Annotated in this window: 45 protein-coding genes; all 45 read left to right on the top strand. The window is 64.8% G+C overall.

The features are described from left to right. The first annotated feature begins 89 nt into the window (after nucleotides 1–89). The 45 genes from ACP159_RS08165 (at nucleotide 90) to ACP159_RS07945 (ending at nucleotide 23,637) form a co-directional block, all read left to right on the top strand. A complete protein-coding gene (locus ACP159_RS08165; protein WP_425099177.1) occupies nucleotides 90–344 on the top strand; it encodes a hypothetical protein in 255 nt (84 codons plus the stop codon). Then, the gene (locus tag ACP159_RS08160) at nucleotides 344–490 is read left to right on the top strand and encodes a hypothetical protein (protein WP_425099176.1); all 147 of its coding nucleotides are present in this window, start codon (nucleotides 344–346) and stop codon (nucleotides 488–490) included. Before ACP159_RS08165 ends, ACP159_RS08160 begins: the two co-directional genes overlap by 1 nt. Continuing rightward, nucleotides 483–677, top strand: a complete 195-nt coding sequence (locus tag ACP159_RS08155; RefSeq protein WP_425099175.1) for a hypothetical protein — start codon at nucleotides 483–485, stop codon at nucleotides 675–677. Before ACP159_RS08160 ends, ACP159_RS08155 begins: the two co-directional genes overlap by 8 nt. Further along, on the top strand, nucleotides 677–1,135 hold the full coding sequence (locus tag ACP159_RS08150) for a hypothetical protein (protein WP_425099174.1): 459 nt from the start codon (nucleotides 677–679) through the stop codon (nucleotides 1,133–1,135). The genes ACP159_RS08155 and ACP159_RS08150 overlap by 1 nt, the downstream gene beginning before the upstream one ends. Next, complete coding sequence (locus ACP159_RS08145; RefSeq protein ID WP_425099173.1) at nucleotides 1,132–1,416, top strand: hypothetical protein; 285 nt, start codon at nucleotides 1,132–1,134, stop codon at nucleotides 1,414–1,416. Before ACP159_RS08150 ends, ACP159_RS08145 begins: the two co-directional genes overlap by 4 nt. Further along, nucleotides 1,409–1,762, top strand: a complete 354-nt coding sequence (locus ACP159_RS08140; protein WP_425099172.1) for a hypothetical protein — start codon at nucleotides 1,409–1,411, stop codon at nucleotides 1,760–1,762. The genes ACP159_RS08145 and ACP159_RS08140 overlap by 8 nt, the downstream gene beginning before the upstream one ends. After that, the gene (locus ACP159_RS08135) at nucleotides 1,759–1,995 is read left to right on the top strand and encodes a hypothetical protein (protein ID WP_425099171.1); all 237 of its coding nucleotides are present in this window, start codon (nucleotides 1,759–1,761) and stop codon (nucleotides 1,993–1,995) included. The genes ACP159_RS08140 and ACP159_RS08135 overlap by 4 nt, the downstream gene beginning before the upstream one ends. Then, the gene (locus ACP159_RS08130; protein WP_425099170.1) at nucleotides 1,988–2,863 is read left to right on the top strand and encodes a ParB/RepB/Spo0J family partition protein; all 876 of its coding nucleotides are present in this window, start codon (nucleotides 1,988–1,990) and stop codon (nucleotides 2,861–2,863) included. Before ACP159_RS08135 ends, ACP159_RS08130 begins: the two co-directional genes overlap by 8 nt. Continuing rightward, entirely contained in the window at nucleotides 2,860–4,959 is a 2,100-nt protein-coding gene (locus tag ACP159_RS08125) for a transposase domain-containing protein (RefSeq protein WP_425099169.1), read from the top strand. Before ACP159_RS08130 ends, ACP159_RS08125 begins: the two co-directional genes overlap by 4 nt. Before the next feature lie 7 nt (nucleotides 4,960–4,966). Continuing rightward, nucleotides 4,967–5,710, top strand: coding sequence for an AAA family ATPase (locus ACP159_RS08120; protein WP_425099168.1), 744 nt, complete (start codon nucleotides 4,967–4,969; stop codon nucleotides 5,708–5,710). After that, on the top strand, nucleotides 5,707–6,240 hold the full coding sequence (locus tag ACP159_RS08115; protein WP_425099167.1) for a hypothetical protein: 534 nt from the start codon (nucleotides 5,707–5,709) through the stop codon (nucleotides 6,238–6,240). The genes ACP159_RS08120 and ACP159_RS08115 overlap by 4 nt, the downstream gene beginning before the upstream one ends. Next, a complete protein-coding gene (locus ACP159_RS08110; protein ID WP_425099166.1) occupies nucleotides 6,237–6,614 on the top strand; it encodes a hypothetical protein in 378 nt (125 codons plus the stop codon). Before ACP159_RS08115 ends, ACP159_RS08110 begins: the two co-directional genes overlap by 4 nt. Beyond that, a complete protein-coding gene (locus ACP159_RS08105; protein WP_425099165.1) occupies nucleotides 6,601–6,804 on the top strand; it encodes a hypothetical protein in 204 nt (67 codons plus the stop codon). Before ACP159_RS08110 ends, ACP159_RS08105 begins: the two co-directional genes overlap by 14 nt. Continuing rightward, nucleotides 6,801–7,061: a hypothetical protein gene (locus tag ACP159_RS08100; RefSeq protein ID WP_425099164.1), complete on the top strand. Its 261-nt coding sequence runs from the start codon at nucleotides 6,801–6,803 to the stop codon at nucleotides 7,059–7,061. The genes ACP159_RS08105 and ACP159_RS08100 overlap by 4 nt, the downstream gene beginning before the upstream one ends. 17 nt (nucleotides 7,062–7,078) lie before the next feature. Then, nucleotides 7,079–7,726 carry a DUF3164 family protein gene (locus tag ACP159_RS08095; RefSeq protein ID WP_425099163.1) on the top strand — a complete coding sequence of 216 codons (648 nt, stop codon included), beginning with the start codon at nucleotides 7,079–7,081 and terminating at the stop codon, nucleotides 7,724–7,726. Nucleotides 7,727–7,736: 10 nt separating this feature from the next. Then, nucleotides 7,737–7,991, top strand: a complete 255-nt coding sequence (locus ACP159_RS08090) for a DUF2312 domain-containing protein (RefSeq protein ID WP_425099162.1) — start codon at nucleotides 7,737–7,739, stop codon at nucleotides 7,989–7,991. 4 nt (nucleotides 7,992–7,995) lie between these two features. Further along, nucleotides 7,996–8,235, top strand: a complete 240-nt coding sequence (locus ACP159_RS08085) for a hypothetical protein (protein WP_425099161.1) — start codon at nucleotides 7,996–7,998, stop codon at nucleotides 8,233–8,235. Continuing rightward, nucleotides 8,235–8,684, top strand: coding sequence for a gp16 family protein (locus tag ACP159_RS08080; RefSeq protein ID WP_425099160.1), 450 nt, complete (start codon nucleotides 8,235–8,237; stop codon nucleotides 8,682–8,684). The genes ACP159_RS08085 and ACP159_RS08080 overlap by 1 nt, the downstream gene beginning before the upstream one ends. After that, on the top strand, nucleotides 8,681–8,914 hold the full coding sequence (locus tag ACP159_RS08075) for a hypothetical protein (protein WP_425099159.1): 234 nt from the start codon (nucleotides 8,681–8,683) through the stop codon (nucleotides 8,912–8,914). Before ACP159_RS08080 ends, ACP159_RS08075 begins: the two co-directional genes overlap by 4 nt. Then, nucleotides 8,911–9,297, top strand: a complete 387-nt coding sequence (locus ACP159_RS08070; RefSeq protein ID WP_425099158.1) for a hypothetical protein — start codon at nucleotides 8,911–8,913, stop codon at nucleotides 9,295–9,297. The genes ACP159_RS08075 and ACP159_RS08070 overlap by 4 nt, the downstream gene beginning before the upstream one ends. Nucleotides 9,298–9,363: 66 nt before the next feature. Further along, nucleotides 9,364–9,987 (top strand): holin-associated N-acetylmuramidase, encoded by a 624-nt coding sequence (locus tag ACP159_RS08065; protein ID WP_425099157.1) that lies wholly within the window; start codon nucleotides 9,364–9,366, stop codon nucleotides 9,985–9,987. Then, on the top strand, nucleotides 9,978–10,535 hold the full coding sequence (locus tag ACP159_RS08060; RefSeq protein WP_425099156.1) for a 3TM-type holin: 558 nt from the start codon (nucleotides 9,978–9,980) through the stop codon (nucleotides 10,533–10,535). Before ACP159_RS08065 ends, ACP159_RS08060 begins: the two co-directional genes overlap by 10 nt. 16 nt (nucleotides 10,536–10,551) lie before the next feature. Continuing rightward, nucleotides 10,552–10,899, top strand: coding sequence for a hypothetical protein (locus tag ACP159_RS08055; protein WP_425099155.1), 348 nt, complete (start codon nucleotides 10,552–10,554; stop codon nucleotides 10,897–10,899). Then, a complete protein-coding gene (locus ACP159_RS08050; protein WP_425099154.1) occupies nucleotides 10,896–11,225 on the top strand; it encodes a DUF2730 family protein in 330 nt (109 codons plus the stop codon). Before ACP159_RS08055 ends, ACP159_RS08050 begins: the two co-directional genes overlap by 4 nt. A 3-nt stretch (nucleotides 11,226–11,228) precedes the next feature. After that, nucleotides 11,229–11,528 (top strand): hypothetical protein, encoded by a 300-nt coding sequence (locus tag ACP159_RS08045; RefSeq protein ID WP_425099153.1) that lies wholly within the window; start codon nucleotides 11,229–11,231, stop codon nucleotides 11,526–11,528. Between the two features lie 3 nt (nucleotides 11,529–11,531). Then, the gene (locus ACP159_RS08040; protein ID WP_425099152.1) at nucleotides 11,532–12,098 is read left to right on the top strand and encodes a phage protein Gp27 family protein; all 567 of its coding nucleotides are present in this window, start codon (nucleotides 11,532–11,534) and stop codon (nucleotides 12,096–12,098) included. Next, nucleotides 12,095–12,322, top strand: a complete 228-nt coding sequence (locus tag ACP159_RS08035) for a hypothetical protein (RefSeq protein WP_425099151.1) — start codon at nucleotides 12,095–12,097, stop codon at nucleotides 12,320–12,322. Before ACP159_RS08040 ends, ACP159_RS08035 begins: the two co-directional genes overlap by 4 nt. After that, nucleotides 12,298–12,615, top strand: a complete 318-nt coding sequence (locus ACP159_RS08030) for a DUF6527 family protein (RefSeq protein WP_425099150.1) — start codon at nucleotides 12,298–12,300, stop codon at nucleotides 12,613–12,615. The genes ACP159_RS08035 and ACP159_RS08030 overlap by 25 nt, the downstream gene beginning before the upstream one ends. Continuing rightward, nucleotides 12,615–12,791 carry a hypothetical protein gene (locus tag ACP159_RS08025; protein ID WP_425099149.1) on the top strand — a complete coding sequence of 59 codons (177 nt, stop codon included), beginning with the start codon at nucleotides 12,615–12,617 and terminating at the stop codon, nucleotides 12,789–12,791. The genes ACP159_RS08030 and ACP159_RS08025 overlap by 1 nt, the downstream gene beginning before the upstream one ends. Beyond that, nucleotides 12,788–13,066, top strand: a complete 279-nt coding sequence (locus ACP159_RS08020; RefSeq protein ID WP_425099148.1) for a hypothetical protein — start codon at nucleotides 12,788–12,790, stop codon at nucleotides 13,064–13,066. The genes ACP159_RS08025 and ACP159_RS08020 overlap by 4 nt, the downstream gene beginning before the upstream one ends. Further along, complete coding sequence (locus ACP159_RS08015) at nucleotides 13,063–14,703, top strand: hypothetical protein (RefSeq protein ID WP_425099147.1); 1,641 nt, start codon at nucleotides 13,063–13,065, stop codon at nucleotides 14,701–14,703. The genes ACP159_RS08020 and ACP159_RS08015 overlap by 4 nt, the downstream gene beginning before the upstream one ends. Nucleotides 14,704–14,716: 13 nt before the next feature. Then, entirely contained in the window at nucleotides 14,717–15,103 is a 387-nt protein-coding gene (locus ACP159_RS08010) for a DUF7681 family protein (protein ID WP_425099146.1), read from the top strand. Nucleotides 15,104–15,114: 11 nt separating this feature from the next. Further along, the gene (locus ACP159_RS08005) at nucleotides 15,115–16,740 is read left to right on the top strand and encodes a DUF935 domain-containing protein (protein WP_425099145.1); all 1,626 of its coding nucleotides are present in this window, start codon (nucleotides 15,115–15,117) and stop codon (nucleotides 16,738–16,740) included. Next, nucleotides 16,733–17,551: a phage minor head protein gene (locus ACP159_RS08000; RefSeq protein ID WP_425099144.1), complete on the top strand. Its 819-nt coding sequence runs from the start codon at nucleotides 16,733–16,735 to the stop codon at nucleotides 17,549–17,551. Before ACP159_RS08005 ends, ACP159_RS08000 begins: the two co-directional genes overlap by 8 nt. Then, a complete protein-coding gene (locus ACP159_RS07995) occupies nucleotides 17,548–18,078 on the top strand; it encodes a phage virion morphogenesis protein (RefSeq protein WP_425099143.1) in 531 nt (176 codons plus the stop codon). The genes ACP159_RS08000 and ACP159_RS07995 overlap by 4 nt, the downstream gene beginning before the upstream one ends. Nucleotides 18,079–18,133: 55 nt before the next feature. Then, nucleotides 18,134–19,168: a phage protease gene (locus ACP159_RS07990; protein WP_425099142.1), complete on the top strand. Its 1,035-nt coding sequence runs from the start codon at nucleotides 18,134–18,136 to the stop codon at nucleotides 19,166–19,168. Between the two features lie 3 nt (nucleotides 19,169–19,171). Beyond that, nucleotides 19,172–19,606, top strand: a complete 435-nt coding sequence (locus tag ACP159_RS07985) for a hypothetical protein (protein ID WP_425099141.1) — start codon at nucleotides 19,172–19,174, stop codon at nucleotides 19,604–19,606. 12 nt (nucleotides 19,607–19,618) lie between these two features. Then, on the top strand, nucleotides 19,619–20,512 hold the full coding sequence (locus ACP159_RS07980) for a Mu-like prophage major head subunit gpT family protein (protein WP_425099140.1): 894 nt from the start codon (nucleotides 19,619–19,621) through the stop codon (nucleotides 20,510–20,512). Between the two features lie 3 nt (nucleotides 20,513–20,515). Beyond that, a complete protein-coding gene (locus ACP159_RS07975) occupies nucleotides 20,516–20,929 on the top strand; it encodes a hypothetical protein (RefSeq protein WP_425099139.1) in 414 nt (137 codons plus the stop codon). Nucleotides 20,930–21,024: 95 nt separating this feature from the next. Further along, nucleotides 21,025–21,453 carry a gp436 family protein gene (locus ACP159_RS07970; protein WP_425099138.1) on the top strand — a complete coding sequence of 143 codons (429 nt, stop codon included), beginning with the start codon at nucleotides 21,025–21,027 and terminating at the stop codon, nucleotides 21,451–21,453. Then, nucleotides 21,453–21,887 carry a phage tail terminator protein gene (locus tag ACP159_RS07965; RefSeq protein ID WP_425099137.1) on the top strand — a complete coding sequence of 145 codons (435 nt, stop codon included), beginning with the start codon at nucleotides 21,453–21,455 and terminating at the stop codon, nucleotides 21,885–21,887. Before ACP159_RS07970 ends, ACP159_RS07965 begins: the two co-directional genes overlap by 1 nt. Next, nucleotides 21,884–22,027: a hypothetical protein gene (locus tag ACP159_RS07960; protein WP_425099136.1), complete on the top strand. Its 144-nt coding sequence runs from the start codon at nucleotides 21,884–21,886 to the stop codon at nucleotides 22,025–22,027. The genes ACP159_RS07965 and ACP159_RS07960 overlap by 4 nt, the downstream gene beginning before the upstream one ends. 3 nt (nucleotides 22,028–22,030) lie before the next feature. Further along, on the top strand, nucleotides 22,031–22,963 hold the full coding sequence (locus ACP159_RS07955) for a phage tail tube protein (RefSeq protein ID WP_425099135.1): 933 nt from the start codon (nucleotides 22,031–22,033) through the stop codon (nucleotides 22,961–22,963). Nucleotides 22,964–22,978: 15 nt separating this feature from the next. Then, on the top strand, nucleotides 22,979–23,287 hold the full coding sequence (locus tag ACP159_RS07950; RefSeq protein WP_425099134.1) for a hypothetical protein: 309 nt from the start codon (nucleotides 22,979–22,981) through the stop codon (nucleotides 23,285–23,287). A 101-nt stretch (nucleotides 23,288–23,388) separates the two neighbouring features. Further along, on the top strand, nucleotides 23,389–23,637 hold the full coding sequence (locus ACP159_RS07945; RefSeq protein WP_425099133.1) for a DUF1799 domain-containing protein: 249 nt from the start codon (nucleotides 23,389–23,391) through the stop codon (nucleotides 23,635–23,637). Nucleotide 23,638 lies beyond the last annotated feature (1 nt).

Below are 23,638 nucleotides of genomic sequence, written 5' to 3'. Positions count from 1 at the left end.
AGTTGGGAGAATGCCCAATAAAGTTTTGTCTTGCAATTGGGCATATCCCTAACATACGGTTGGGCAAATGCCAAACAGAGAGTTGAGCAATGACGGAAGAGCAGATCATCACGGTGGGCGAGGCATACGCCGCACATGCAAGCGTCAAGCTGACAACCTTGGGTGTGTATGCAGCCAATGACGGAAAGTTCTTCGCTTCGCTTCGTGAGGGCCGGGAGTGCCGTCGCCTTACACGCCAGAAGGTCTCCAAGTGGTTTTCGGAGAACTGGCCCGAGGACCTCGAATGGCCGCAGGACATCCCCCGTCCGGATACTTCCCCCAAACAACGGAAAGGAGCTGCGTGATGGCGGTGCCCTTTGGAAAGACCCGGGTTCTGCGCCCGGAGCTGAGCGCGGTACTCGCGGCTGCGAAGGCCGAGATCGCGGCGCTCAAGGCGGCTGTTGCGAAGATCCCCACACCTCCCACGAAGAGCGAGACCGACGATGTTTGAACTCTACGCCATGGGCGCGTTTCTCAGCCTGTTTGTCACCGCCATCCTTTACGATCCCCGCGACTGGGGATGCCATCCGGTCGTCCTGAGCGCGGTTTTGACAGTGACCGCGTTGATGTGGCCGGTGTTCCTGCCAGTGCTGATCCTCCAGATGGTTGTCCGGTTCTTTTTTGGGGAGGCACGGTGATGATCGAGACCCGCGCCGACGTTGTCCTGATGGCCCATGTTCTGGGCCGCGACATGACCGACCTCGAACGCATCGCGCTTGGCGCGACGCTGATCCAGACGGTGCTGACCCCGGCGAACCATTGTGCCGTGCGGCTGGCGGCAGCCCGGATCAACGAGCATGCCGATGCGCTGATGGATGCGCTGATCGAGATGAACACCGGAGCCGGGCCACACCCAGGCAAGGCCACCACTCACGAGCAGAGTGGCCCGCTCCGCATCCCCGAGGCTCCTCCCTCGGGTCCGTCCACGCCGTGTGCCATGGAGACCTCCCCCTGGTGGCGCACGGCGTGGGCATCCTTCCGGATCGTAGAGGCAAGGCTTTCGAACAGCCTCGCCGGAGACCTCCTTGGGGGTCTGTGCATCTGGGTCATTTCCATGGCGCTGTTCGTCTTCGCGCCACTCTTCCTGACGCTTTGAACGAGGGTTTCACGATGCATTTACTGGCAAACGATGTGCGCGGCTTGCGCGCCGGGCTGAAGTTTCTGCAGGTCACTGACGAGCAGATTACCGGGGCCGAGGCGGCGGGCAATGAAGATGAAGCACATGTGCTGAACCGTACCCGCGATGCGGAGGTCGATGCGATCATCGCTCTTCTTGAAATTTTGGAGACCTCTGGCGCGCTGGAGCATCTGGAGACTTACCTCGCCAGCCGCGAGACGGCGGCGCCGCAGACGCCCCGGGAGGTGAGCCATGGCTGAGCCGAGAACGAGCAAGGCGGTCCGTCTCGATTTGGTTTCGGATGCGGACAAGGCGGCGCTCAAAGGGGCGCGTGTGATCCACATCGGGCCGAGCGCCCGGTATCAGATTATCGGTGCCAACGGGGCCACGCTGAGCGGCATCATGGCCACCCAGGCGCAGGCCGAGGCGCGGCTCGACGATCTGAAACGGGCGGCTCAGAGGAGGCGGCGTCCGTGCATGTGCTGCCGGACGTCCTTCCTGAGCGATGGCCCCCACAACCGGCTGTGCAACGTTTGCCGCCAGCGGGACGGCGAGGACTGGGTCACGTTCGGCTCGCAGGGCGGGTACCGGCGGGGGCACAAGTGAACAACGCCACCCTGAAATCCGCCCGTCTGCAGCGGGTTCTCAAGGTGCTGCGCGACGGCAAGAAGCACAGCAGCTGGGAGATCATGTCGCGCGGCAAGGCGCCGTCTCCCGGCACCTGTGTCTCGGAGCTTCGGCAGCTTGGGGCGAAGATCGACTGCAAGCGCGAGACGGGGCCGAACGGCCAACCGATCTGGTACTACACCATGACGAAAGGGCCACGCGAGAATGGCTGACATCCTCACCACCATCACCGAACTGCCGCTTGACGAGATCATCCTCGGCGACCGGCTGCGGCCTGTTTCCGACGCTGGCGTCGAGGCGCTGAAGGCGTCGATCCGCGACCTCGGCGTGATCAAGGACGCGATCCACGTCCGCAAGATCAAAAAGACCGGAGCCTTCGTGCTGCTGGCTGGCGGTCACCGGCTGACGGCAGCGCGGGCGCTGCGCGATGAAGGCGTCCCGGGCATGGACCCGATCAAGGTGGTCTGCTGGTCCTGCAACGACGACTTCGCCCGGCTGATGGAGATCGACGACAACCTTGCCGGTGCCGAGCTGACCGCGCTGGACACGGCGGTGTTTCTGGCGGAGCGCAAGGCGGTCTATGAGCGGCTGCATCCGGAGACGAAGGCGGCTGTTGGTGCCGAGCTTGTGGGCAAGCGGTGGAATACGAGCGACACGATGTCGCTCGTATCCTTCACGGCGGCTACGGCAGAGAAAATCGGGAAGTCCAAGCGCCATGTCGAGCGTCTTGTGAAAGCTGGGCAAGCCCTGCGTGGCGATGCCCACCGGCTGCGCCATGCCCCGAAACCCGTGACGCTCGCGGACCTGATGCAGATCTCCAAGATCACGCAGCCGACCGAGCGGTATCACGTTGTCGAGGCGCTGGAGAAGGGTACGGCGAAGAATGCGGCCGAGGCCCGTACCCAGTACAAGGCAATGACCGAAGGGGCCAACCCTCCGGTCGATGCGACAGACAAGGCGTATCTCCGCCTCAGTGACGCGTGGGCGCGTGCGCCCAAATCGGCGCGGCGGCGGTTCCTGGAAGAGCATGGCAATGACGTGCAGGCGCTCCTCGACGAGATGGGGGGCGACGACACATGACCCACACGAGCCCAGGTCAGCACTGGTGGAGCGCGGCGGAACTGGCGGAGGCCGGGTTGCCGGATATGCCCACGACGAAACGCAAGGTCAACGAGAAGGCCAAACGTGAGGGATGGGACGCGATTTCCGGCAAGGTTCGCCGCCGCCAGGGCCGGGGCGGCGGGATGGAGTATCACTGGACGCTCCTGCCCATGCGTGCGCGCGCCGCGCTGCTGCAGGCGGTGCCGGTCGAAGAGGAGACGCGCGGGCGGGACGAGGCCTGGGCGACGTTCGACGGTCTGAAGGACAGCGCGAAGGACAAGGCGCGGGACCGGCTGGCGGCGCTGGTCGAGATCGAGGGGCTGGAGGGCGGCGGGTTCACCCGCTCGGCGGCGGTGGAGATGGTTGCCGCGTCGCGGTCTGTCAGCGCGAAGACGCTGTGGAACTGGTTCAGCCTCGTGGATGGTGTCGCACCTGAGGACCGGCTCGCCTATCTGGCGCCCCGTCCGGGCGGCGGCAAGGGGCAGCGCATCGAAGTCGATGCGCGGTTCCTCGATCTGGTCAAGGGGGCCTACTTCCAGCAGTCGCCGACGCCGATGACCGCCGCGTATGATTGGGCTGTGGAAGCGTCCGAGGCTGAGGGCATTCCGGTGCCGCCTATCCACCAGGTGCGGCGGATCATCGACGCTACGGTTCCCAAGCATGTGCAGGTCTACCTGCGCAAGGGGCCGCATGCGCTGGCGCGGTATTACCCCCACCAGACCCGCGACAAGACCTACCTGCGCGCCCTGGAAGCGGTGCAGGCCGACTATCACAAGTTCGACGTGTTCATCCAGTTGCCGGGGCGCGAGAAGCCCGGGCGCATCCAGATGATCGCGATCTCGGACATCTATTCGGGCAAGTTCCTGTCCTATCGCCTCTCGGAGACGGCAAACAGCCACACGGTGCAGCTGGCCTTCGGCGACATGGTGCGACGGTTCGGGATCCCGGATCATGTCCTGCTCGATAACGGCCACGAGTTCGTCAACAAGGTGATGACCGGGCAGGTCGAGTATCGGCACCGCTTCAAGATCAAGGACGACGACGTGCTCGGGCTCTTCCCGCTGCTCGGGACCGAGGTGCATTTCGCGAAGCCGGGCTGGGGTCAGGCGAAGCCGATCGAGCGGGCGTTCAAGGACCTCTGCGACCGGGTCGCGATGCACCCGGCTTTCGTCGGAGCCTACACAGGGCGGAACACCTCCTCGAAGCCGGAGAATTACGGTTCCCGATCGATCCCGCTCGATGAGTTCAAAGTGGTGCTCGACCGGGAGATCGCTGCGCACAACGCCCGCCGTGGCCGACGCTCGGAAGTGGCCAATCAACGGTCCTTCGATGAGGTATTCAACGCCTCCTATGCCCATGGGCCAGTGAAAAAGGCGACCGAGGAACAGCAGCGGCTCTGGCTGTTGCGCGGCGAGGGCGTTCGGGCCAATCGCGAGAACGGCGAGATCAAGATTTACGGCAGCCGGTACTGGGCCGAATGGATGTACCAGGTCGCGGGGCAACAGGTCACCGTGCGCTTCGATCCGGACGATCTGGCGGCAGGGTTGCTGGTCTACACGATGGACGGCAAGTTCCTCGGCGAAGCGCCGGTCATCCGGAAAGGCAAGTTCTTCGGCGTTGCCGATGCCAAAGAACACAATCGCGCGAAAAAGGCCTTCGAGAGAACCACCAAGGAAGCGGCCCGGCTGGAGCGCAAGCTCGACGCGGCCGAGATCGCGGCTCGTTTGCGCGCGGCCGGGAAGGCGATGCCAGACGATGGATTGCCGGAGGCGACTGTCGTGCGGATGCCCAAGGTGCATCCACACGCACCAAAGGGCGGACGTCGCCGCGTCGCCGATCCCGCAGCGGATGCCGCGCTGAGCGCCAGCGTCGCGAAGTTCGAGGCACGGCGGAAGGACAAGCCCGAGCCGCGCGATCCCGAGGCGGATTACGCGCGGGCCAAGGAACTGCAGGGGATGATTGCAGCCGGTCAGGCTTTGACCGGCGAGCAGACCGAATGGCTGGGCCAGTACGTCCAGTCGAGTGAGTACCGCGCCCGGGAGCGGATGTACCGGTCGCTGAAAGGCAAGGAGTGAGCAGAACATGATAACAGGTAATCTCGCCCCGCTGCGCAACGTCGCGGCACTGTTGGAAGTGGTGGATCAGCTGGTCCACCGGGACATGACCCTGCCGGGGATCGGGGTCTTCTTCGGGGAGCATGGCGCGGGCAAGACCAGCGCGACCACCTTCGCGGCCAACGAGTTCGACGCCTATCTTATCGAGGTGCAGAGCATCTGGACCCGCCAGCACCTGGCGGACAAGCTGCTCGAAGAGCTGGACCTGCGCGGGGTACGCGGCACGCTTCCCAAGAAGGTGGACGCAATCTCCCAGGTGCTGGCGAGCACCGGGCGCCCGCTGATCCTGGACGACGCCCAGTACCTGATGAAGTCCGGCATGATGGACATGGCCCGGGACATCTACCAGGGCTGCCAGACGCCCATGGTCTTCGTCGGCGAGCCGGACTTCGAGGCCAACCTGACGAAGTGGCCGAACATCTACGACCGGGTCCTGGTCAGCACCGAAACCGTGTCCTGCGATCTCGGGGATGCTGGCCACCTGGGCGAGATTTACTGCTCCGGGATCGTGCTGGGCGACGACGTCCTGAGTGAGCTCTTGGACCGGACACGCGGTTCTGCCCGGCGGCTCTCGGTCAGCTTCTCGCGGATCCGGGAAGCGGCCCGACGTCGCGGTCTCCGTCAGGTCTCCGTCGAGTTCCTGGACGAGGTGCTTTTGCACACGGGCGGGATCGTCAGCGCACAGCGCCCGGCGAAGCGGGGGGCAGCATGACCTTCCGGAGCGCGATGGAAAAAGCGGCTTGGGACAAGGTCTCGGGTCTGGCGGAGTTTCACTGGTCCGATCTCGCGGCCAAGGGTGTTGCCGCAAGCACTGCCGAAACCTTCATCCGGCGCTGGCATGACGCCGGTCTTGTCCGGGAGGTGCGCAAGGAAGGGCACCGCAAGCTCTACACCAATGCGCAGAGCGCCATCCCGGTTACCCCTCAGCGGAGGGCAGGCGCGACCGCAGAGGGCAACATGTGGCGATCAATGCGCAAGTTGCCGAATTTCACACCGATTGACCTGGTGGCGCACTCCAATGCGGGCGGGGTCGAGGTGTCGATGGAGAAGGCGCGGCGGTACTGCCGCGATCTGTTGCAGGCCGGATACCTGCGCGTGATCGAGACAGCCATCCCGCGCCAGCGTGAAGCCCGGTACCGGCTGATCCGGGATACCGGACCGGTCGCTCCGAAGCGGACCAAGTTGACCGGGATCGACGATCCGAACACGGGCGAGTTCCAGCCCGAAAGGCGGCGCGGATGACCAAGGTCGACATTGCCCGAGAGGCATGGGGCGCGGATGTGCCCGACTGGATCATTGCGCTGGCCGAGGCCTGCGACGCCAGCTCGCAGAACAAGGTTGCGAAACAGATCGGGCGCAGCGCGTCACTCGTCTCGACCGTTCTGACCAACAGCTATGCCGGGAACATGGAGGCCGTCGAGGACGTCGTGCGCGGTGCCCTGATGTCCGAGAAGGTGGCATGCCCGCACCTCGGCGAGATCGGTACCCAGAAGTGCCGTGCCTGGCGCTCCAGGCCGTTCTCGAACCGGAACACCCTGTCCATCCAGATGTACCGGGCCTGCAAGGTCTGCCCGCGCAACGTCGACAAGAAGGAGGCCGAAGATGCCGACACATAATCCGCAGCCGATGACCGAGGGCGCCATGCTGTCGCTTGCCGGATCGGCTCTGCGCAAGATCGACCGGAAAGGTCGCCGGGGCACCACGCTGGTCACCTTCGACGAGATCGAAGCGATGGCGGCGTTGATTGACTGCCTCGGAGCCGGGCACCTGTGCCTCGCAGCCCTGGACGAGAGGGGGCGGGGGTGAGCGATCAACTCAGGACCCTTCTCGCCGCGGCCTCCGCTGCCGCTGCTGCCACCGGCGATATGGTCGAAGCGTGCCGCGACATGAACGCAGACTTCGCCAATGGGACGATCCATCCGGCGTCCAACGTGGGCTCCGGAGAGACCGCACACGCTTTGGCCGACGCCCTCCGGCTGCTTCTCGATCTCGACGATCAGCCGAATGAAGAGACCACCCAACTGCAAGGGGCGCTGGCCCGCTACCTTGACCCGCTCATTTAGACCCAAGGAGAGCAGACATGAACGAACTGTCGAAACCGACCCCCGATGGCCGTGTGATGATCAACGGCGACGAATGCCTCGGCGATGGCCGCGGCGGGTACATCCCGGTCAAGCTGATCAAGGCACAGCACCTGCTTGAAGACCAGTTGGTGCGCAAGGTCATGGGCTTTGCCGTTCCGCTCAGCGCCCAAGTGTCCCGGTTCAAGGGGCACACCTTCGAGGACCTCGGCGGCTTTGATGCCCTTTTGGCGCAGGAGTACGGGGTCACCAAGGGCGGCAAGAAGGGCAACCGGACCTACCAGACCCATGACGGGCTGATGAAGATCGAGGTCCGGGTCAACGACCTGCTTGATTTCGGCCCGGAGCTGCAGACGGCCAAGCATCTGCTGGACGAGTGCCTGAACGAGTGGTCCGAAGACAGTCGCCCGGAAGTCCGGGCGCTGATCAGGGAGACGTTCAACACCGACAAGGAGGGCCAGGTGAACCGGGCACTGCTGTTCACGATGCTCCGGCTGGATGTCGAGGAGCCGCGCTGGAACCGCGCCATGGACGCGATCCGGGACGCGATCCGAGTGGTTGGCTCGAAGACGTACTACCGCTTTCAGACCCGCGACAGCTTCGACGCGCCGTGGACGACGGTCACGATCGATTTGGCGAAGGCGTGAGGGGGCGAAGATGAACGACGACACCGAAAGCTATGGCATCGCAGCAGGTGAACTGCGCCAGTTCGTCGAGCGGTTTGAGCGGCTCGAAGAAGAGCGGAACGACATCGGCGAGCAGCAGAAAGAGCTGATGGCCGAAGCCAAGGGCCGAGGCTACGACACCAAGGTCCTGCGCAAGGTGATCGCCCTGCGCAAGCGCGCCGCCGACGACATTGCCGAGGAAGAGGCGGTCATGGAGATGTACAAAGCCGCGCTGGGGATGGGGTGAGGTCATGATCTGGCTGAACTCCGGCTCCAAGGTGAAAACTTACTCCGCGACATCGCGATCCGGGCGGCACGTCCTCAAGATCGAGGTCGAATACCCGGACGCGATGAGCATGGCCTACGACATGGAGCAGATCGACAAGGCGAAGGCCGAGGAGCGGCCTGCGCCGACGTCCCGCAAGAAGGCCCAGCCTCGTGGCGTCGAGCATCAGAAGCCTTTGATGCTTCCGGCACCGGAGGAAGACTGATGACCGCCGCGCTGATCCGCACCATCCAGGTGGGCTGTAAACAGCTTGGGATTGACCAGGACACCCGCAAGGCCCTGCAGTTCGAGCTCGTCGGCAAGGAAAGCCTGTCTGAGATGTCCGACGCCGAACGGCGCAAGGTGCTCGATGCGCTGAAGGCGCGAGGCTTCAAGCCGTCTTCAAGGGGCGGTTACAAGCGGGCGGAGCGAGGAGACATCCGGCTGATCCACGTCTTCTGGAAGGCCCTCGGCGACGCGGGCAAGCTGAAGGACCCTTCCCGGCGCGGCCTCAATGCCTTCATCCGTAGCCGCTTCGGCGATGCCTGGGGCTTCGTGCCGACGGACGTCGACCAGCTCGGCGACGACGACAAGATCAACACCGTGCTGAAGGCGCTGAAAGACTGGGTCAAGCGCGACGTCCCGGGCTTCGACTGGGGGAGGATCGCCCGGTGAAGGCACCTCGACATCACGTCAGCGATTTTGCCCTGCTGCAGTTCCTGGAACTGGAATACGGGATCGACGTCGCCAGCCTGCGCAGGACGGTTGCCTGGCGTGCCGACGCTGTCGGCTGGCCGAGTTGCGACGCCACGGCCCTGACCAGCCAGGAGCTGCGGCTTCATGTGTCGGGCGGGACGGTTTGCGGGGTTTCCCGCGCTGCTACCCCGGACGCTGACCTGCCGTGACCGACAGGGTGGCATATCCCCGGCACCCGGCCCACCTCGATGTCTACGTCGAGGAACTTGGACCGGCATTGGCGGTGCGCTTCCTGACCGAGTTCGGGGGCGCGCCGCTGTACTTTCCGGAGGACCCCAAGGGCAAGAGCGCGGCGGAGGCTCTGATCGGGGCTGATCGGCTGCGGGCGCTGGGCGCGAGAATGCCGCAAAACCGGGTCACCATCCCGATGCCGAAGGCGTGGCTGATCCGCGCCCTTCATGCAGAGGGCAAGAGTGCCCCGGCAATCTGCCGGTCCCTGAAGACCTCGATCAGAAACGTCCAGCGGACGCTGGCAACTCACGGCGATCTGCAACGGTCCACCGAGACCCGTCAGCTGCAGCTGCCGTTCTGACAACCTCCGCTCCGTAAGAAGACCCGTTCGGGATGGCATCAAGGCCCCGTCAAAGGAGCCTTTCCCATGCCCCAGTCCGTCCGCCAGATGGCCGAAGAGATCGTCGCCCGCGAGGGTGGCTATGTGAACGACCCGGACGATCCGGGTGGTGCGACAAACCATGGCGTGACGATCCACACAATGCGCCAGCTCGGCCTCGACTTGAACCGTGACGGCAAGGTGACGGAAGGTGACGTCAAGCTGCTGACCCGCAAGCAAGCGGTCGACATCTACCTGCAGCATTATTTCACGCGGCCCGGCATCGCTTCGCTTCCGGAGGTCCTGCAGGACACAGTCTTCGACATGTACGTCAACGCGGGGTCCAATGCCGTCCGGATCCTGCAGCGGGTGCTGCGCAAGATGGGCTACGACATCGCCGTCGACGGCGCGATCGGGCCACAGACCATTCGGATTGCTCATGCGGGCGAGCGGGAGGCGAGCCAGGCTGGGATCTCGATCCGGGACATCTACGGCATCGCCCGTCGCAGCTATTACCTCTCGCTCGCTGACAAGCGCCCAGCGTCCCGCAAGTACGCCCGAACCCGTGCAGGCGGCAAAGGTGGCTGGATCAAGCGGGCCGAGGAGTTCATCGATCCGCGCTACCACATGACGGACGCCGAGTTTCAGGCGCGGGTGGCGGCATGGGGCTGACAGCGATCCTCGCCAGCCTGTTCGGCGGCAATCGCAATGTCGTGCGCGAGGTCGCCGAGGTGTTCAAGGTCAACGCCGAGGCGGCGGATGCCAGAGGCAACAGCCTCGACAGCGCGGCGTTGGAGCAGTTCGCGGCCGAGTTCGCGGCGCGGGCCAATCGCACTTGGTGGGACAGTCTGGTGGACGGCCTGAACCGGCTGCCGCGCCCGATCATGGCGCTCTGGGCGATCTGGGTTCTGGCCTGGACGCCGGTCAACCCGGCCTTCATGTCGGAAGTCTTCGCCGCCTGGGCCATCATTCCGAACGTGGTTTGGGGCGTGATCCTGACGATCGTCACCTTCTTCTTCGGTGGACGCAATCAGGTCAAGGACATCGACTTCCAGCGTGAGGTGATCGGGCAGGTCGCGACGACGCAGGCGGTGATCGCCCGTCGTGCCGAGCTTCGGGAGATCGCCGAGACACCCGAGACCATCCCCGACCCCGAGCCAATGGACGACGGCGATCCGGATGCCAATGCCGCGCTCGATGCCTTCCTCGCAACCCGCTGACCAAAGGAGCACCCTGATGTCCTGGACGAGACAATTCCTCACCGCTCTAGCCACTTTCGGGCTGTTGCTCTGGCTGGCGCTTTGCATCCTGCTCGCCGTGCTGCCGCTGCCTGCCGCCGCCCAGGGCGCCCAGGGCGCCCCGCGGGACATGGTGATTTCCCGCCTAGCCGAGAAATACGGCGAGACGCGTCAGTCCATGGGGCTCGGATCGAACAACAACATGATGGAAGTCTTTGCTTCCTTGGCGACCGGGAGCTGGACGATCACCGTGACTACCCCCCAGGGCGTGACCTGCCTGGTGGCCAGCGGCCAAGCATACGAGGAACTCGCCGAAGTGCTGCCGCCGAAGGGTGACCCGCTGTGAATTACTACGAACTGATCAAGATCCTGCTGGATGGCGGCTCATTCTTCCTCGCGATCGCAGCCATCATCATTGCGTTCTTTCGCACCCGGCAGTCGAAGATGGACGAGCGTCTCAAAGCTGGGTCCGACCGCATGGACCAACACGAAGGCCGGATCAAGGACCTGGAGAACCAGGTGCGCCAGATGCCGACGAAAGACGACTTCCACGCCCTGGACAAATCCGTGCAGCACTTCGGCTCGATCATGGAGGCCAACCAGGAGCGGATGGCCTCGATCGGGGCGGCGCTGACCCGGATCGAAGATTACCTCCTGAAGGCGAAAGGCTGAGCAATGAGCTACGCGAAAGAACTGCAAGAGCACGCCCGGCTCAGCATCCTGCGGATGCTGGAGGATGCCCCGCGCTATACCTCGAACGTGTCGATCATGACCGACCTGCTGCCCCAGTTCGGGATCAGCTACACCCGCGACCAGGTGGTGACCGAGGTCCACTGGCTGCGGGAGCAGGGCATGGTCGAGCTGGAAGAGTTGCCGGGCGGCTTCATCGTTGTCACCGGCACCACGCGCGGCGTCGAAATCGCCCAAGGCATCGCCAAGCATCCCGGGATCCAGCGTCCTCGGCCGAGGAGCTGATCCATGCCCTCTCCCAAAAAGCTGGACCTGATCCCGGAGGAATTGCGCCGGTGGCTGGCGGAGGAGCTGCGCGACCGCGGCTTTGCGGACATCCTGGCGGTGACCGAGGCCCTGAACTTCCGCCTGCAGGAGGAGGGGCTCGAAGTTCGTGTCGGCAAGACTGCCGTCGGTGACTTCTCCAAGGCGCTGAAAGATCAGCGTGAGGCGTTTGCAATCGCCGAGACGCTGCTCTCGGACATGGACATCGAGCAGGAAGGCGAGCTGCACAAGGTACTGATGCAGATGATCGCCACAAGCGCGATCCAGATGATCAACGCGGTGCGGGCAAAAGATGGTCACCTCGATCCGAAGGACCTGATGAGCCTCGGCCGCATGCTCAAGGACCTGATGAGTTCCGCCGGTATGCGAGAGAAGCTGCTGGCGGACGAACGTGCGCGGATCGTGCGCGAAACCCGGGAGCAGGCCGAGGCCGAGATGGCAGAGGCTCTGGAGGTTACAGCCAAGCAGGCCGGTCTCGACAATGCCATGCTTGATCGGCTCCGCAAGGGCGTGCTGGGGCTGCGGTCATGATCGCCAACCGCCGCCCGCCCGACCTCGAAAACGCCGTCCTGCTCGTCGGAGATCACAACTGGCGCAAGGGTCCGAAGTGGAAGGCCGCGCTCGCCTGGCTGTTCGGGGAGCGGGAGCTGTTCCGCACGCACAAGGGCGACGTCGCCGAACTCTCCTGGTGGCGGGGTGAGCCGTTCCTGATCACATTGGAGGATGACCCATGGGCGATCTCGTCCGCGCCATAGCCTTCGACAGCCGCAAGGCACAGCGCGAGGCGAACCTGCCCGGGTCCGTGTTCTTCACCGATCCAGGACAGGGCCGGGTGTCGGCCATGTGGTTCCTGTGCCCCTGTGGCTGCGGCCTCGTCCAGCGCATCACGGTGGGGATCGGCTTCAAACCCGTCCTCAGCACGCCGACATGGAACTGGAACGGGTCGATCATGGCGCCGACGCTGGACCCTTCGGTCAACATCCCGAAGACCACGATTTGCCCGGGCTGGCACGGCTGGCTGCGCGGTGGCTATTGGGAGGAGTGCTGATGCCCCGGGTCGATTTGCGATCAGCCATCGCCGAAAAGGAAGAAAGAGACGGCGACATTTGCCGTTCGTGTTCCGCGTCGGCGGACCCCGAGTGGGAGCCGTACTGCTTCCAGTGCGGCAGCTATTGGCGTGATGTCGATGACGGTCTCTTTGCGGACCAGGAGTTTGAACATTGACCGCCAGCCCCGCCCAAATTGCCAACGACATGGCCGCGCATGCGGACTACTGGGAGAAGCGTGACAAGCACATCGCGCGGACCTGCCGGGATGCGCGAGATCAGATCCGCGCCCTGCTGGCGGGTGAGCACGTCGATGGACGGAGCTGGGGCGGATTGCATCGCCGCTTGCTCAACTGGGAAACACAGGAAGGTGCCCGGCACTATCAGGGCTTCCCGCAATTCTGTCGCGCCCGTCTTTGCCTGGAACAGCTGCGCCGGGAGGCTGGCCTGTGACCTCTCCCGTCCTTTCCCGTGACCCGAACCAACTTCCCGATGACCTGCCCCGCGGCGGTGAGCTGCCCGATGACCTGAACCCGCTCGAAGACGGCATTCTGATGGAGCATCAGAAGACCTGGCTGGAAGACGAGAGCGAACTGAAGATATGTGAGAAGGGTCGCCGGACCGGGATCACCTTCGCGGAGATGCTGGGGCAGACCCTGATCGCCGCCGCCAGTCGCGACGCGGGTGGGCAGAACTGCTTCTACATCGGCGATACCAAGGACAAGGGGCGCGAGGCGATCGGGTACGTTGCCCATTTCGCCAAGGTCATCGCAGGCGAGACCGGCAAGATCGAGGAGTTCATGTTCCCGGACGAGCAACCGGACGGCTCGACCAAGTTCATCAGCGCCTACCGCGTCCGCTTCGCCAGCGGTTTCCGTGTCGAGGCGTTGAGTTCAAACCCAGCGAACATTCGCGGCCTTCAGGGTACCGTCTGCATCGACGAGGCGGCGTTCCACAAGGACGTGCGCGAAGTGATCGACGCAGTCAACGCCATGCTGATCTGGGGCGGCCGGGTGCGGATCATCTCGACCCACAATGGCCACCTGAACCCGTTCAACGAACTGGTCCGGGAAGCGCGGGCAGGCAAGAACGCCTACGCCGTCCACCGCTACACGTTTCACGATGCTGTCGAGAACGGTTTGTTCCATCGCGTTTGCCTGATGAGGGGTGTGCCGTGGACGCAGGAGGCGCAGGACGCCTGGGAGGCCAAGCTGCGCGGCTCCTACGGCGCACGCACGGCTGCCATGGAACAGGAGCTCGACGCGGTGCCGTCCGAAATGGCCGGGTCCGCGCTGACCCGCGTCCAGATCGAGGCCTGCCTCGTCGACGGGATACCGTTCATCCGGATGGTCAAGCCCGATGCCTTCAAGGACGCCCCGGCCGAGACCCGCGAGAACGAAGTGAAAGACTGGATCGAAGAGCACTTGAAGCCAGTGTTCAAGACGCTCGAACCGAACCGCCAGCACGTCCTCGGCGAAGACTTTGCCCGGAATGGTGACGCCACGGACATCGTCGTTCTGGAGATCGGGGAGGACCTGCGGCGGCGCTGCAAGATGATCGTCGAGCTGCGCAATGTGCCCTTCGCCCAGCAAAAGCAGATCGCCTTCGCGATCGGGGATGCCCTGCCCAAGTTCCGCAAGGGGGCGGTCGACAAGACGGGCAACGGCGCCTACCTCGCCGAAGAGTTGGCCATGCGCTACGGCTCGAAGATCGAGGAGATCGCCTTCAGCCGCGCCTGGTACGAAACCGAGATGCCCCCTTACATCGAAGCCTTTGTCGATCGCTCGATCGAATACCCGCAGCACGAGGATGTCTTGCGCGACCACCAGGCGCTGCAGTTCGTCGACGGGATCATCCGGGTGCCGAAGGACTTCCGGTTCAAGGGCAGTGATGGGCTCGATCGACACGGTGACAGCGCCGTCGCCGGGGCTCTGGCCTTCTATGCGTCCAACCAAGAGGCTGAGGAGTTCGGCTATGAGCCAGTGCGAAGTGCCCGGCCGGGGGCACTCGACGCTCCTGACGATGATGACGAGAGCCGCGACTGGTGGCGACCGCCGCTGGGCGCGCGGCTTGCCGGACAGGTGATTTGAGGAGAGCCAAGACATGGCAGACAAGGCAGCCGATTTTCAGGAAGACGTCCGTCGCCGTCTGGCTGGCGCGATTGAGGCGTTGGCAATCGAAAGAGGCGTCACGCCGGAGGCGATGATGGCGACCGCCGCCCAGGTGCTCTCTGAAGCGCGGGAGGTGCCCAGTTCATCCGACGCCGGGACGGTGAACAACAGCGCCCGCCAGAATTACCGGGTTCCGAACGAGATGGAAAAGGCGCAGGTCGACGGCGTGAAGGAGCTCGGCGACATGTTCATCGACCTCTGCCACGAGATCGGCGGAACCGATCCGGACGGCGAACGAGCCGGATCCCGGAACTTGTCCCTCGCGATCACCCACATCGAGGACGCCGTGATGCGCGCCGTCCGCCACATCACGAGCTGAAGGAGCACCTTATGCCGGTCCTCGACCAATTCGGACGCCCCATGCGGACCCGCGAGCTGACGACGGAGTGGGCCGCGCCGACGATCTCCGGCGTGCGCTCGCCGCTTGCCGGGCATCCCGGCGACAATCTCGATCCGCGCCGCCTGGCGATGATCCTGCGCGAGGCCGAGGCGGGCGATCCGATCCGGCAACTTGAGCTCGCCGAGGTCATCGAGGAGCGCGATCCGCACTATCTCGGGGTACTCGGCACCCGGCGTCGTTCCGTCAGCCAGCTCGACGTCACGGTGGAAGCTGCGAGCGATGATGAGACCGACAAGAAGGCGGCGAAGGAACTGGAGACCTGGCTGCGCCGTGACGAGCTCGAAGACGAGCTCTTCGACATGCTGGACGCGATCGGGAAGGGCTACAGCTTCACGGAGATCATGTGGGAGCAGTCCATGGGCCAGTGGTGGCCCGGAAAACTGGAGTACCGCGACCCGCGCTGGTTCCGCTTCGATCGCCGCGATCTGACGACGCCGGTGTTGATCGGCGAGAGCGGCGAAGAGGTCGCGCTTCCGGCCTTCAAGTTCATTCATCCGCGCATCAAGGCCAAGTCCGGGATCACGCCACGGTCGGGTCTCAGCCGGACGATCATGTGGGCGTACCTCTTCAAGAAGTTCTCGGAGCGGGACTGGGCGATCTTCACCCAGACCTATGGCCAGCCGCTGCGCCTCGGCAAGTTCGGCCCGGGTGCCAGTGAGGCGGACCGGGCAACGCTGATGCGTGCGGTCGCCAATATCGCGGGGGACTGCGCGGCGATCATCCCGGAGGGCATGACGATCGAGTTCGTCCAGACGGGCAGCATCTCGGCCTCGGGCGATCTCTACAAGGATCGCTGCGAGTATCTCGACAAGCAGATCTCCAAGGCGACCCTTGGCCAGACCGCGACCACGGACGCCGTAACAGGCGGATTGGGATCGGGCGCCGAGCACCGCCTCGTCCAGGAGGACATCGAGCGGGCAGACGCGAAGGCCCTCACGGCCTCGATCAACCGCGACCTGGTCGCGCCGTTCATGCACCTGAACTATCCGGGGCACCCGCGCATGCCCCGGATCAAGATCGCCCGTCCGGAGGCCGAGGACCTCAAAGCCTTCGCCGACGCCATCAGCCCGCTCGTCGATCGCGGATTGCCGGTTTCGATCGCTGAGTTGCACCGCAAGTTCAACCTCAGCGCCCCGAAGGCAGGGGAGGCAATCCTGCGTCCGAGCGGTCCGTCCGGCGCTCCGATGCAGCCGGTAAGCGGGCGAACGGACGGGAATGGCTCTGGGAGCGCCGTTAAACCCCCTTTCAATACCCTTCCCGGCGATCCGGGGACAGTTGCCGCCTTGGCAGCCGAAGGCCCCTCAGCGGCGATTTCTGCGGCTCTTTCCGAAGCGGCGGATCAACTGGGCGAGAAGGCCGCTCCGGAAGTGGCAGCGATGATCACGCGGATCGAGGCGATGACCGCGTCGGCGGGATCGCTGGAAGAGCTGCGCGAGATGCTGGTCGCGGGCTTCGATGACATCCCCGTCGATGGTCTCGCCCGGATCATCGCAACGGGGATGATGGCGGCGCATGCCGGGGGCCGGACGGTGGTGAAGGAAGAAAGTGATGGCTGACGAGCTGGCGCTTACCTTCCGCCGTCCCTTCGCCGAGCAGATCGCCGCCTGGCGGTTGCGCATGGGAAACCTGATCCCGACGGCGCGCTGGGATGACATCTGGAAGGGGCAGCACGATCGCGGTCTAATGGTCGCCGGTGCGATGAAGGCAGACCTGCTGAATGATCTTGCCGAGGCAATCGACAAGTTCATCGTCGGGGGGCAGTCGCTGGACGAGTTCCGCCGCGACTTCCGCAAGATCGTCGAGGAGCGCGGCTGGCACGGCTGGACCGGCGAGACCAGCTCGGCCGGACAGGCGTGGCGGACCCGGGTGATCTACCGCACCAACATGCGGACCACCTACATGGCCGGTCGTCATGCCCAGCTCGTTGCCGGGAACTTCAAATACTGGGTGTACCGGCACGGCGGATCGGTCGAGCCGAGGATCGAGCACCTGGGCTGGGATGGTCTGATCCTCGAACCGGATCATCCGTTCTGGGCGACGCACTTCCCGCCGAATGGCTGGGGCTGCAGCTGCTACGTGGTCGGGGCACGCTCGATGCGCTCGGCAATCCGCCGCGGCGGCAAGGCCGATCTGAAGCTGCCGCCCGATTGGCGGGATCTGGACGGAAAGACGGGCGAGCCCGGAGGGATCGATCGAGGCTGGGGCTATGCGCCTGGGGCGAGCGTCGTCCAGGACATCAACCGGATCGCTCAGCAGAAATCAGAGGTCCTGCCTGATTTGCTTGGGGAAGCTCTGGCGCGCTGGGCCGCTGATCTCATAGCCGGAGACGGTCCAGCCGTCCCGCCGATCCCGGGGGGCACCGGATGAGCGATTACCTCGCGGTCAAGGTCACCACGGACAGCATCACAACGGCTCTTGCGGGTCTTGCCGCAGCCTACGACGATCTCATGCCGCTCTTTCATGACATCGGCGAGGAGATGGTCAACTCCAGCCTGGAGAACTTTCGCGAGGGCAGCGGTCCGGACGGCACCGTCTGGGCGCCCCGCAGCCAGACGACGCTGGATGCCTACGCACGCCGCAAACCGCCGTTCGTGCCCTCGGGTGGTCCCCTGATTGGCGAGAGCAAGTCTCTTTCGACGACGATCAGTTACGAGGCGACTGGCGACGGCGTGCTCTGGGGATCGAACATGATCTACGCCGCCGTGATGCAACTCGGCGCGAAACAGGGTGAGTTCGGCGCGCGGATCGGCAAGAACACCAAGGGCCGCGACTTTTTCATGACGATCCCCTGGGGCGATATTCCGCCACGGCCATTCCTCGGCATCGGGCCGGACGACGAGACGGCCATTCTGGAGATTGTCGAGGACTTCCTGGCGGATGCTGCCGGGGTTTGAGGGTTTGACAACCTCCGCTCCGTTTTAAGGGGTTTTCCGGGGGCATTTTGCCCCCATGAACAACTCGCTCAACACCGTTGCGCTCAGCGCCGTTGCTCTGCCGGATGCCGCCGTTGGCGCGGTACCCGAGTGGATCCGCCTTGTCCCGAAGGGCGGTGCCGTGGCCTATGACGGGCGCGGCGGTTTCACCTACCGCGATGCGGCCAAGGTGATCGAGGCCAGCTTCGCCTTCTCCCCGCGCATCCACATCGATGTGAACCACGCGACCGAGACGGCCGCGAAGGCCGGGCTCGCTTCCGAGGCGCAGGGCTACATCCTTGAGATGGTCGAGCGCGAGGACGGGATCTGGGGCAAGGTCGACTGGAACGCCTCCGGGCAGGCCCTCATGGCTGACCGGCGTTACTGGGGCGTGTCCCCGGTGCTGTTCCACAACAAGGACACCAAGGAAATCGTCGCGATCAAGAACGTCGCGCTGACCAATGACCCGGCGGAGCGTCGCCTGGTTGTATTTTCCGCAAAGGAGACTGACGGGATGGATATCCTCGCAGAACTGGCCGAGATGCTCGGCCTGCCGTCTGGCGCGTCCGCTGACGACGTCAAGGCAGCGATCAAGAAGATGAAGGGCGGCGGCGACAGTGAAGCCACAGCCGCCCTGCAAGCGGTGGCCACGGCGCTGGGTGCGCAGGATGGCGCAGGTCAGGCCGAGCTGGTGACGATGGTCGCCGCTCTGCAGGCCAAGACCGATCAAGTGGTCGCGCTGCAGGCCCGTGTCGAGCAGCTGGAAACCGACGGCAAGGCTGCGGCGTCCGAAGCCTGGCTGCAGTCCATGCTTCAGGCGGGCTACGGCATCCCCTCGACCCAGCACGACACGCTGCGCGATTTGCATGCCCAGGACGCGGCACGGGCCGATGGTCTGGCAAAGTCGTTCCCCAAGCTCGGCAAGGCGGAACTCGCCGCCCGCGCTGCGCCGCCCGCGACTGAAATCAGCGCGCTCAGTGCCACTCAGAAGGGGATCGCCCAGGCCATGGGCGTCTCCGAAGAAACCTATCTGGCGCGGCTGCAGGCCGAAGCCAAGGCAGAGGAGGTGTAAGCGATGGCTGCACTGACCAAAGACCGTAATACGGCTCGTTTCGAAGACGGGCTGCGCCGGGGCGACGTCGCCGCCGCGACCCTGATCTATGCCGGGGCGATCGTCATGCGCGACAGCTCCGGCAACCTGATCGAGGGCCAGACCGCCACCGGGCTCGTCGGTGTCGGTCGTGCCGAAGAGCGGGTCGACAACTCGGCGGGATCGGCAGGTGATCTGACCTGTGATTACCGGATGGGTGTCTTTGCCTACGCCAACTCGGCATCCGGTGACCTGATCACCAAGGCCGACATTGGCAACGTCTGCTACGCGGTCGATGACCAGACCGTGGCGAAGACCAACGGCTCGTCCACCCGCTCGCCCGCCGGGATCGTCGATTACGTCGACGCCCAGGGCAATGTCTGGGTTCGTTTCGACGAAGCCCTCACCAACGCATCGTAAGGAGGCTGACAGATGCTTGTGAACGCAGCAAACCTCAATGACCTGCGCGTCGGCTACTCCGCGGCGTTCCAGGGTGGGCTCGACCAGGCGGCAAGCCAGTGGCCCCGCGTCGCGACCGAAGTGCGCTCGACGCAGAAGGAGCAGAAGTACGGCTGGCTCGGCAAGATGCCGAACGTGCGCGAGTGGGTCGGTGATCGCGCGGTGCAGAACCTGCAGCAGCACGACTATGCGATCAAGGAGAAGAAGCTCGAACTGACCGTGGCCGTGGACAAGGACGACGTCGAGACCGACAACCTCGGTATTTATGGCCCGATGTTCACCGAAATGGGCCGCTCCTCGGGCAGCTATCCCGACACGCTGATCTTCGGGCTGTTGAAGCTGGGCTTCGCAACCGAGTGCTACGACGGCCAGTATTTCTTCGACACCGATCACCCGGTGCTGGACGCGGATGGCGACGAGATCACCGTCGCCAACACCGATGGTGGGTCCGGAACCCCGTGGTTCCTCATGGACACCTCCCGGGCGTTGAAGCCGCTGATCCTGCAGAAGCGCAAGGACTTCGTCTTCGTCGCCAAGGACAAGCTGACCGACGACAACGTCTTCGACAAGAACGAGTTCGTCTACGGCACCGATGCCCGGATGAATGCGGGCTTCGGTTTCTGGCAGATGGCTTGGGGCTCCAAGCAGACGCTGAACGCCGCCAACTACGCCACCGCGCGCGCCGCGCTGACCGGCATGAAGGGCGACTATGGCCGTCCGCTGGGCCTGATGCCGAACCTTCTGGTCGTTCCGCCGAGCCTCGAAAGTGCAGGTCGCAAGCTGCTCAACAGCGAGTACGCCAGCGGCGGCGAGACCAACGAGTGGAAAGGCACGGCCGAGCTGCTCGTCGTGCCGTGGCTGGCCTAAGCCATGGCCGGGAAGAGCAAGTCCCGCCAGGCGCTGGAGGCCAAGGCAACCGGGCTCGGCCTCGTCTTCGATGACGAGACCACCAGCAAGGATCTCGGCGACGCGGTGAAAGCCGCAGGGGAGGCACAGCGCTCGGCTGAAAAGCCGGACGCTCAGGGGGATAACCCGCCCGAGACGGTCGCGCAGAGCGACCAGCACCAGGAGGGGGCGGCGCAGGTCGCCCTCTCCGACCAGCCCGAACCGGGCGCAGAGGGCGCTCTGATCGTGATCGGTCCAAAGAAGGGCCGCTGGCGGGCCGGACGGCACTTCACGAAGGAGCCGGTGGTTGTCCTGGTCTCCGAACTCGAAGCGGGCCAGCGCGAGATGATCGAGGGTGACCCTGTCCTCCAGGTCGAGTTCCTCCCGCCCGAAACCTGATACTGCCGCCGCGCCTTCCATCACCGCGGGCGTGGCCACTTCCCCGGCGGCGGACATGGGCGCTGCCGGGGCCTTAATCCCACCCGGAGCCGATCATGGCCTACAGCACCCAAGCCGATCTCGAAAAGCACTACGGCACCGCCCTGCTGGTCAACCTGACCGACCGGGGTGAGCTGGCCAGTGGCGTGATCGACGCAGATGTGGTCACCCAGGCGATCGCCGATGCCGACGCCATGATCGATGGCTACATCAAGACCCGCTACACGCTGCCGCTGGACGGGGTTCCCGATCCGATCGGCGTCCTGTCGCGGCGGATCGCGATCTACAACCTGCATGTCTTCGAGCCGTCTTCGAAGATTGTGCGGGACTATGAGGGCGCCATCGCCACGTTGAAGGACATCGGCAAGGGCATCGTCCAGCTCGACGCGGACGGCGTGACGCCCGAGACCTCCGGTGGCGGTGGGGCGCAGCTGGCGGAAGGCATCGTTGCCGGGATCAAGTCCGATATGGGCGGGTTCGTCTGATGCTGGAGGCGGTCAAGACACGGCTGGAGACGCAGGTTCCGGAACTCTTCGGGCGCGTCGGGCTGGCGCTGGACTTCGCCAGGCTGCGCGAGAGCGGCGCAGCGCCCACCGCAGGGGTGACCTGTTTCGTGCTGCCGTCCGGCGTGTCTGGCCTGCCGGTCGAGACCATGGGCACCGGTCTTTTCATCCAGAATATCCGCCAGGGCGTTTCGGTGGTCACGATGCTGCAGTCGACCGATGCGACCGGCCAGCGCGCTCTGGGACGGATCGACGGGTTCCTGGGGGACATCCGGACCGCAATCTGTGGCTGGAGCCACGGCGACACCGTCGGGCTTTTCGAGCTTCAGGCCGAACGCCCGATACCCGGTGAGCGCGGCGTTCTGGCCTTCATCTCCGACTTCCGGATCAACGATCAGCTGAGGATCACGACATGACCAAACCGGTACTTCCGCAAGGTGGCGGGTCCTGGACCCGCGACGACAAGGGCGAGCTGAAGCAAGTGCAGGCTCCGACCAAACCGGCCGAGAAGGCGAAACCCGCCCCCAAGGCCCCCGCCAAGAAGAAGGAGGGCTGATCCATGGCCAAGTTCTGGCGCAAGAAGGTCGTGACCTTCAAGATCGAGAGTGCATACGGCACCAACGCCACGCCGACTGGCGCGGCCAACGCGGTCCGGGCGATGAACGTCTCCTGGAACCCGATGGAAGGTCAGGACGTGGAGCTCGGGCACGAGACGCCCTGGCTTGGCAATCAGGGCACCGTCGTGGCCGATCAGCATGCGACGCTGAGCTTCGAGCTTCCCCTTGTCGGCTCGGGTGCTGCAGGGACCGCGCCGGAATGCGGCCCGGTGCTGCGGGCCATGGGGCTGGCCCAGACCATCGTCGCCAGCACCTCGGTAACCTACAACCCGATCAGCTCCGGCTTCGAGAGCGCGACGATCCAGCTGGAGATCGACGGCGTCCTGTTCCAGACCGTCGGCGCCCGGGGCGACATGGACATCGTCGCCAATGCCAGCGGGATCCCGGTGCTGATGTGCCGGTTCACCGGCCTTTGGGTCGCGCCGAGCGATGCGACCATCACGTCGCCCGATATTTCGAACTGGCTGGACCCGAAGGTGGTCTCCAACGCCAATACGCCTGTGTTCACGATCGACGGCGACGATCACGTCATGCGCAGCTTCAAGCTGGCGCTCGGCAACGATCTGCAGACCCGCTTCCTGGTGGGCGTTGAGGAGATCGTCATCGTCGATCGCGCCGAGATGGTCGAGACGCAGATCGAGGCGACGGCGCTCTCGGTCCTCAACCCCTATACCCTCGCCGCGGCGGGCAGCGATGTGCCGATCGTCCTGCAGCACGAGGCGGTGGCGGGGCGGATCGTCACGCTCAATGTGCCCAAGGCCAAGATCATGCGCCCCGGCGCGCCGACCGAGGCGCAGGGCATCATGGAATGGCCGCTGAGCTTCAAGCCGCTGCCGGACACCGGCAACGACCAGTTCACCATCGTCTTCACCTGATCAAGGACCTCTCCCATGCCCCTGAAGATCTCCAAAACTCGCACCTTCACTCGGACCTGCACCGCTGCCGATGGCTCCACCTTCGAAGCGACCTTCAAGGCGCTATCCGATGACGAGGTCGATGGCCACGACTTCACCTCGCTGGCTGGCGAGAAGGCCTTCCTGCGGGACGTCGTGAAAGGCCTTGGCGACATCATCGATGACGAGGACAAGCCGCTGCCTTTCGAGGCCGCACTCGACTTCGTCCTCGGCGCGGCCGACCTGCGCAAGCCGCTGCTGGTGGAGTACCGCCTCGGCGTGATCGGTGCCCGCACGGGAAACTGACATGGGCCGGGCGGGCGATAGTCACGGGGCGCCTGTGGCAGGAGACCCGCCCGGCCGACGAACTGGACCAGGACGCGGCCTTCTGGGGCATCCCGCGAGAGATGCTGGGGCCGGTGGACGAACAGGACGGGCTCTGGGCCGAGCATATCCCGGCAGTGGAGGCCTACCTCGCGATCGGCAGTCAGTGGCGCACCTTGCCTCAGTTCGGCGCACCTCCGCGTTGGCTGGGGCTGGATTACACGGCGGCAGAGGCGGGCCTGCGCCTCGCCGGGTTCGCCATGACACCGGAGCTCTGGGCCGAGGTGCGGCTCATTGAACAGGGGGCCAAAGCGGCCTTGAACGGGGACTGAC

Origin of the sequence: Tropicibacter sp. S64 (assembly GCF_049803835.1) — a bacterium.
Classification (GTDB): domain Bacteria; phylum Pseudomonadota; class Alphaproteobacteria; order Rhodobacterales; family Rhodobacteraceae; genus Pacificoceanicola.
The sequence above is the reverse complement of the archived record's forward strand: the minus strand, read 5'-3'. Positions and strand labels throughout refer to the sequence as shown.

What these genes read in the sequence shown, in the direction of transcription:
- ACP159_RS07995 (WP_425099143.1), top strand. Translation starts at nt 17,548, where the DNA reads ATGAGCGATTACCTCGCGGTCAAGGTCACCACGGACAGCATCACAACG.
- ACP159_RS08150 (WP_425099174.1), top strand. Translation starts at nt 677, where the DNA reads ATGATCGAGACCCGCGCCGACGTTGTCCTGATGGCCCATGTTCTGGGC.
- ACP159_RS08040 (WP_425099152.1), top strand. Translation starts at nt 11,532, where the DNA reads ATGCCCTCTCCCAAAAAGCTGGACCTGATCCCGGAGGAATTGCGCCGG.
- ACP159_RS08105 (WP_425099165.1), top strand. Translation starts at nt 6,601, where the DNA reads ATGCCGACACATAATCCGCAGCCGATGACCGAGGGCGCCATGCTGTCG.
- ACP159_RS08090 (WP_425099162.1), top strand. Translation starts at nt 7,737, where the DNA reads ATGAACGACGACACCGAAAGCTATGGCATCGCAGCAGGTGAACTGCGC.
- ACP159_RS07980 (WP_425099140.1), top strand. Translation starts at nt 19,619, where the DNA reads ATGCTTGTGAACGCAGCAAACCTCAATGACCTGCGCGTCGGCTACTCC.
- ACP159_RS07970 (WP_425099138.1), top strand. Translation starts at nt 21,025, where the DNA reads ATGGCCTACAGCACCCAAGCCGATCTCGAAAAGCACTACGGCACCGCC.
- ACP159_RS08120 (WP_425099168.1), top strand. Translation starts at nt 4,967, where the DNA reads ATGATAACAGGTAATCTCGCCCCGCTGCGCAACGTCGCGGCACTGTTG.
- ACP159_RS07965 (WP_425099137.1), top strand. Translation starts at nt 21,453, where the DNA reads ATGCTGGAGGCGGTCAAGACACGGCTGGAGACGCAGGTTCCGGAACTC.
- ACP159_RS08010 (WP_425099146.1), top strand. Translation starts at nt 14,717, where the DNA reads ATGGCAGACAAGGCAGCCGATTTTCAGGAAGACGTCCGTCGCCGTCTG.
- ACP159_RS08025 (WP_425099149.1), top strand. Translation starts at nt 12,615, where the DNA reads ATGCCCCGGGTCGATTTGCGATCAGCCATCGCCGAAAAGGAAGAAAGA.
- ACP159_RS08110 (WP_425099166.1), top strand. Translation starts at nt 6,237, where the DNA reads ATGACCAAGGTCGACATTGCCCGAGAGGCATGGGGCGCGGATGTGCCC.
- ACP159_RS08155 (WP_425099175.1), top strand. Translation starts at nt 483, where the DNA reads ATGTTTGAACTCTACGCCATGGGCGCGTTTCTCAGCCTGTTTGTCACC.
- ACP159_RS08065 (WP_425099157.1), top strand. Translation starts at nt 9,364, where the DNA reads ATGCCCCAGTCCGTCCGCCAGATGGCCGAAGAGATCGTCGCCCGCGAG.
- ACP159_RS08095 (WP_425099163.1), top strand. Translation starts at nt 7,079, where the DNA reads ATGAACGAACTGTCGAAACCGACCCCCGATGGCCGTGTGATGATCAAC.
- ACP159_RS08085 (WP_425099161.1), top strand. Translation starts at nt 7,996, where the DNA reads ATGATCTGGCTGAACTCCGGCTCCAAGGTGAAAACTTACTCCGCGACA.
- ACP159_RS07955 (WP_425099135.1), top strand. Translation starts at nt 22,031, where the DNA reads ATGGCCAAGTTCTGGCGCAAGAAGGTCGTGACCTTCAAGATCGAGAGT.
- ACP159_RS07960 (WP_425099136.1), top strand. Translation starts at nt 21,884, where the DNA reads ATGACCAAACCGGTACTTCCGCAAGGTGGCGGGTCCTGGACCCGCGAC.
- ACP159_RS08130 (WP_425099170.1), top strand. Translation starts at nt 1,988, where the DNA reads ATGGCTGACATCCTCACCACCATCACCGAACTGCCGCTTGACGAGATC.
- ACP159_RS08045 (WP_425099153.1), top strand. Translation starts at nt 11,229, where the DNA reads ATGAGCTACGCGAAAGAACTGCAAGAGCACGCCCGGCTCAGCATCCTG.
- ACP159_RS08165 (WP_425099177.1), top strand. Translation starts at nt 90, where the DNA reads ATGACGGAAGAGCAGATCATCACGGTGGGCGAGGCATACGCCGCACAT.
- ACP159_RS07990 (WP_425099142.1), top strand. Translation starts at nt 18,134, where the DNA reads ATGAACAACTCGCTCAACACCGTTGCGCTCAGCGCCGTTGCTCTGCCG.
- ACP159_RS08080 (WP_425099160.1), top strand. Translation starts at nt 8,235, where the DNA reads ATGACCGCCGCGCTGATCCGCACCATCCAGGTGGGCTGTAAACAGCTT.
- ACP159_RS08060 (WP_425099156.1), top strand. Translation starts at nt 9,978, where the DNA reads ATGGGGCTGACAGCGATCCTCGCCAGCCTGTTCGGCGGCAATCGCAAT.
- ACP159_RS08035 (WP_425099151.1), top strand. Translation starts at nt 12,095, where the DNA reads ATGATCGCCAACCGCCGCCCGCCCGACCTCGAAAACGCCGTCCTGCTC.
- ACP159_RS07945 (WP_425099133.1), top strand. Translation starts at nt 23,389, where the DNA reads ATGCTGGGGCCGGTGGACGAACAGGACGGGCTCTGGGCCGAGCATATC.
- ACP159_RS08000 (WP_425099144.1), top strand. Translation starts at nt 16,733, where the DNA reads ATGGCTGACGAGCTGGCGCTTACCTTCCGCCGTCCCTTCGCCGAGCAG.
- ACP159_RS08140 (WP_425099172.1), top strand. Translation starts at nt 1,409, where the DNA reads ATGGCTGAGCCGAGAACGAGCAAGGCGGTCCGTCTCGATTTGGTTTCG.
- ACP159_RS07985 (WP_425099141.1), top strand. Translation starts at nt 19,172, where the DNA reads ATGGCTGCACTGACCAAAGACCGTAATACGGCTCGTTTCGAAGACGGG.
- ACP159_RS08030 (WP_425099150.1), top strand. Translation starts at nt 12,298, where the DNA reads ATGGGCGATCTCGTCCGCGCCATAGCCTTCGACAGCCGCAAGGCACAG.
- ACP159_RS08160 (WP_425099176.1), top strand. Translation starts at nt 344, where the DNA reads ATGGCGGTGCCCTTTGGAAAGACCCGGGTTCTGCGCCCGGAGCTGAGC.
- ACP159_RS08125 (WP_425099169.1), top strand. Translation starts at nt 2,860, where the DNA reads ATGACCCACACGAGCCCAGGTCAGCACTGGTGGAGCGCGGCGGAACTG.
- ACP159_RS08005 (WP_425099145.1), top strand. Translation starts at nt 15,115, where the DNA reads ATGCCGGTCCTCGACCAATTCGGACGCCCCATGCGGACCCGCGAGCTG.
- ACP159_RS08115 (WP_425099167.1), top strand. Translation starts at nt 5,707, where the DNA reads ATGACCTTCCGGAGCGCGATGGAAAAAGCGGCTTGGGACAAGGTCTCG.
- ACP159_RS07975 (WP_425099139.1), top strand. Translation starts at nt 20,516, where the DNA reads ATGGCCGGGAAGAGCAAGTCCCGCCAGGCGCTGGAGGCCAAGGCAACC.
- ACP159_RS08055 (WP_425099155.1), top strand. Translation starts at nt 10,552, where the DNA reads ATGTCCTGGACGAGACAATTCCTCACCGCTCTAGCCACTTTCGGGCTG.
- ACP159_RS07950 (WP_425099134.1), top strand. Translation starts at nt 22,979, where the DNA reads ATGCCCCTGAAGATCTCCAAAACTCGCACCTTCACTCGGACCTGCACC.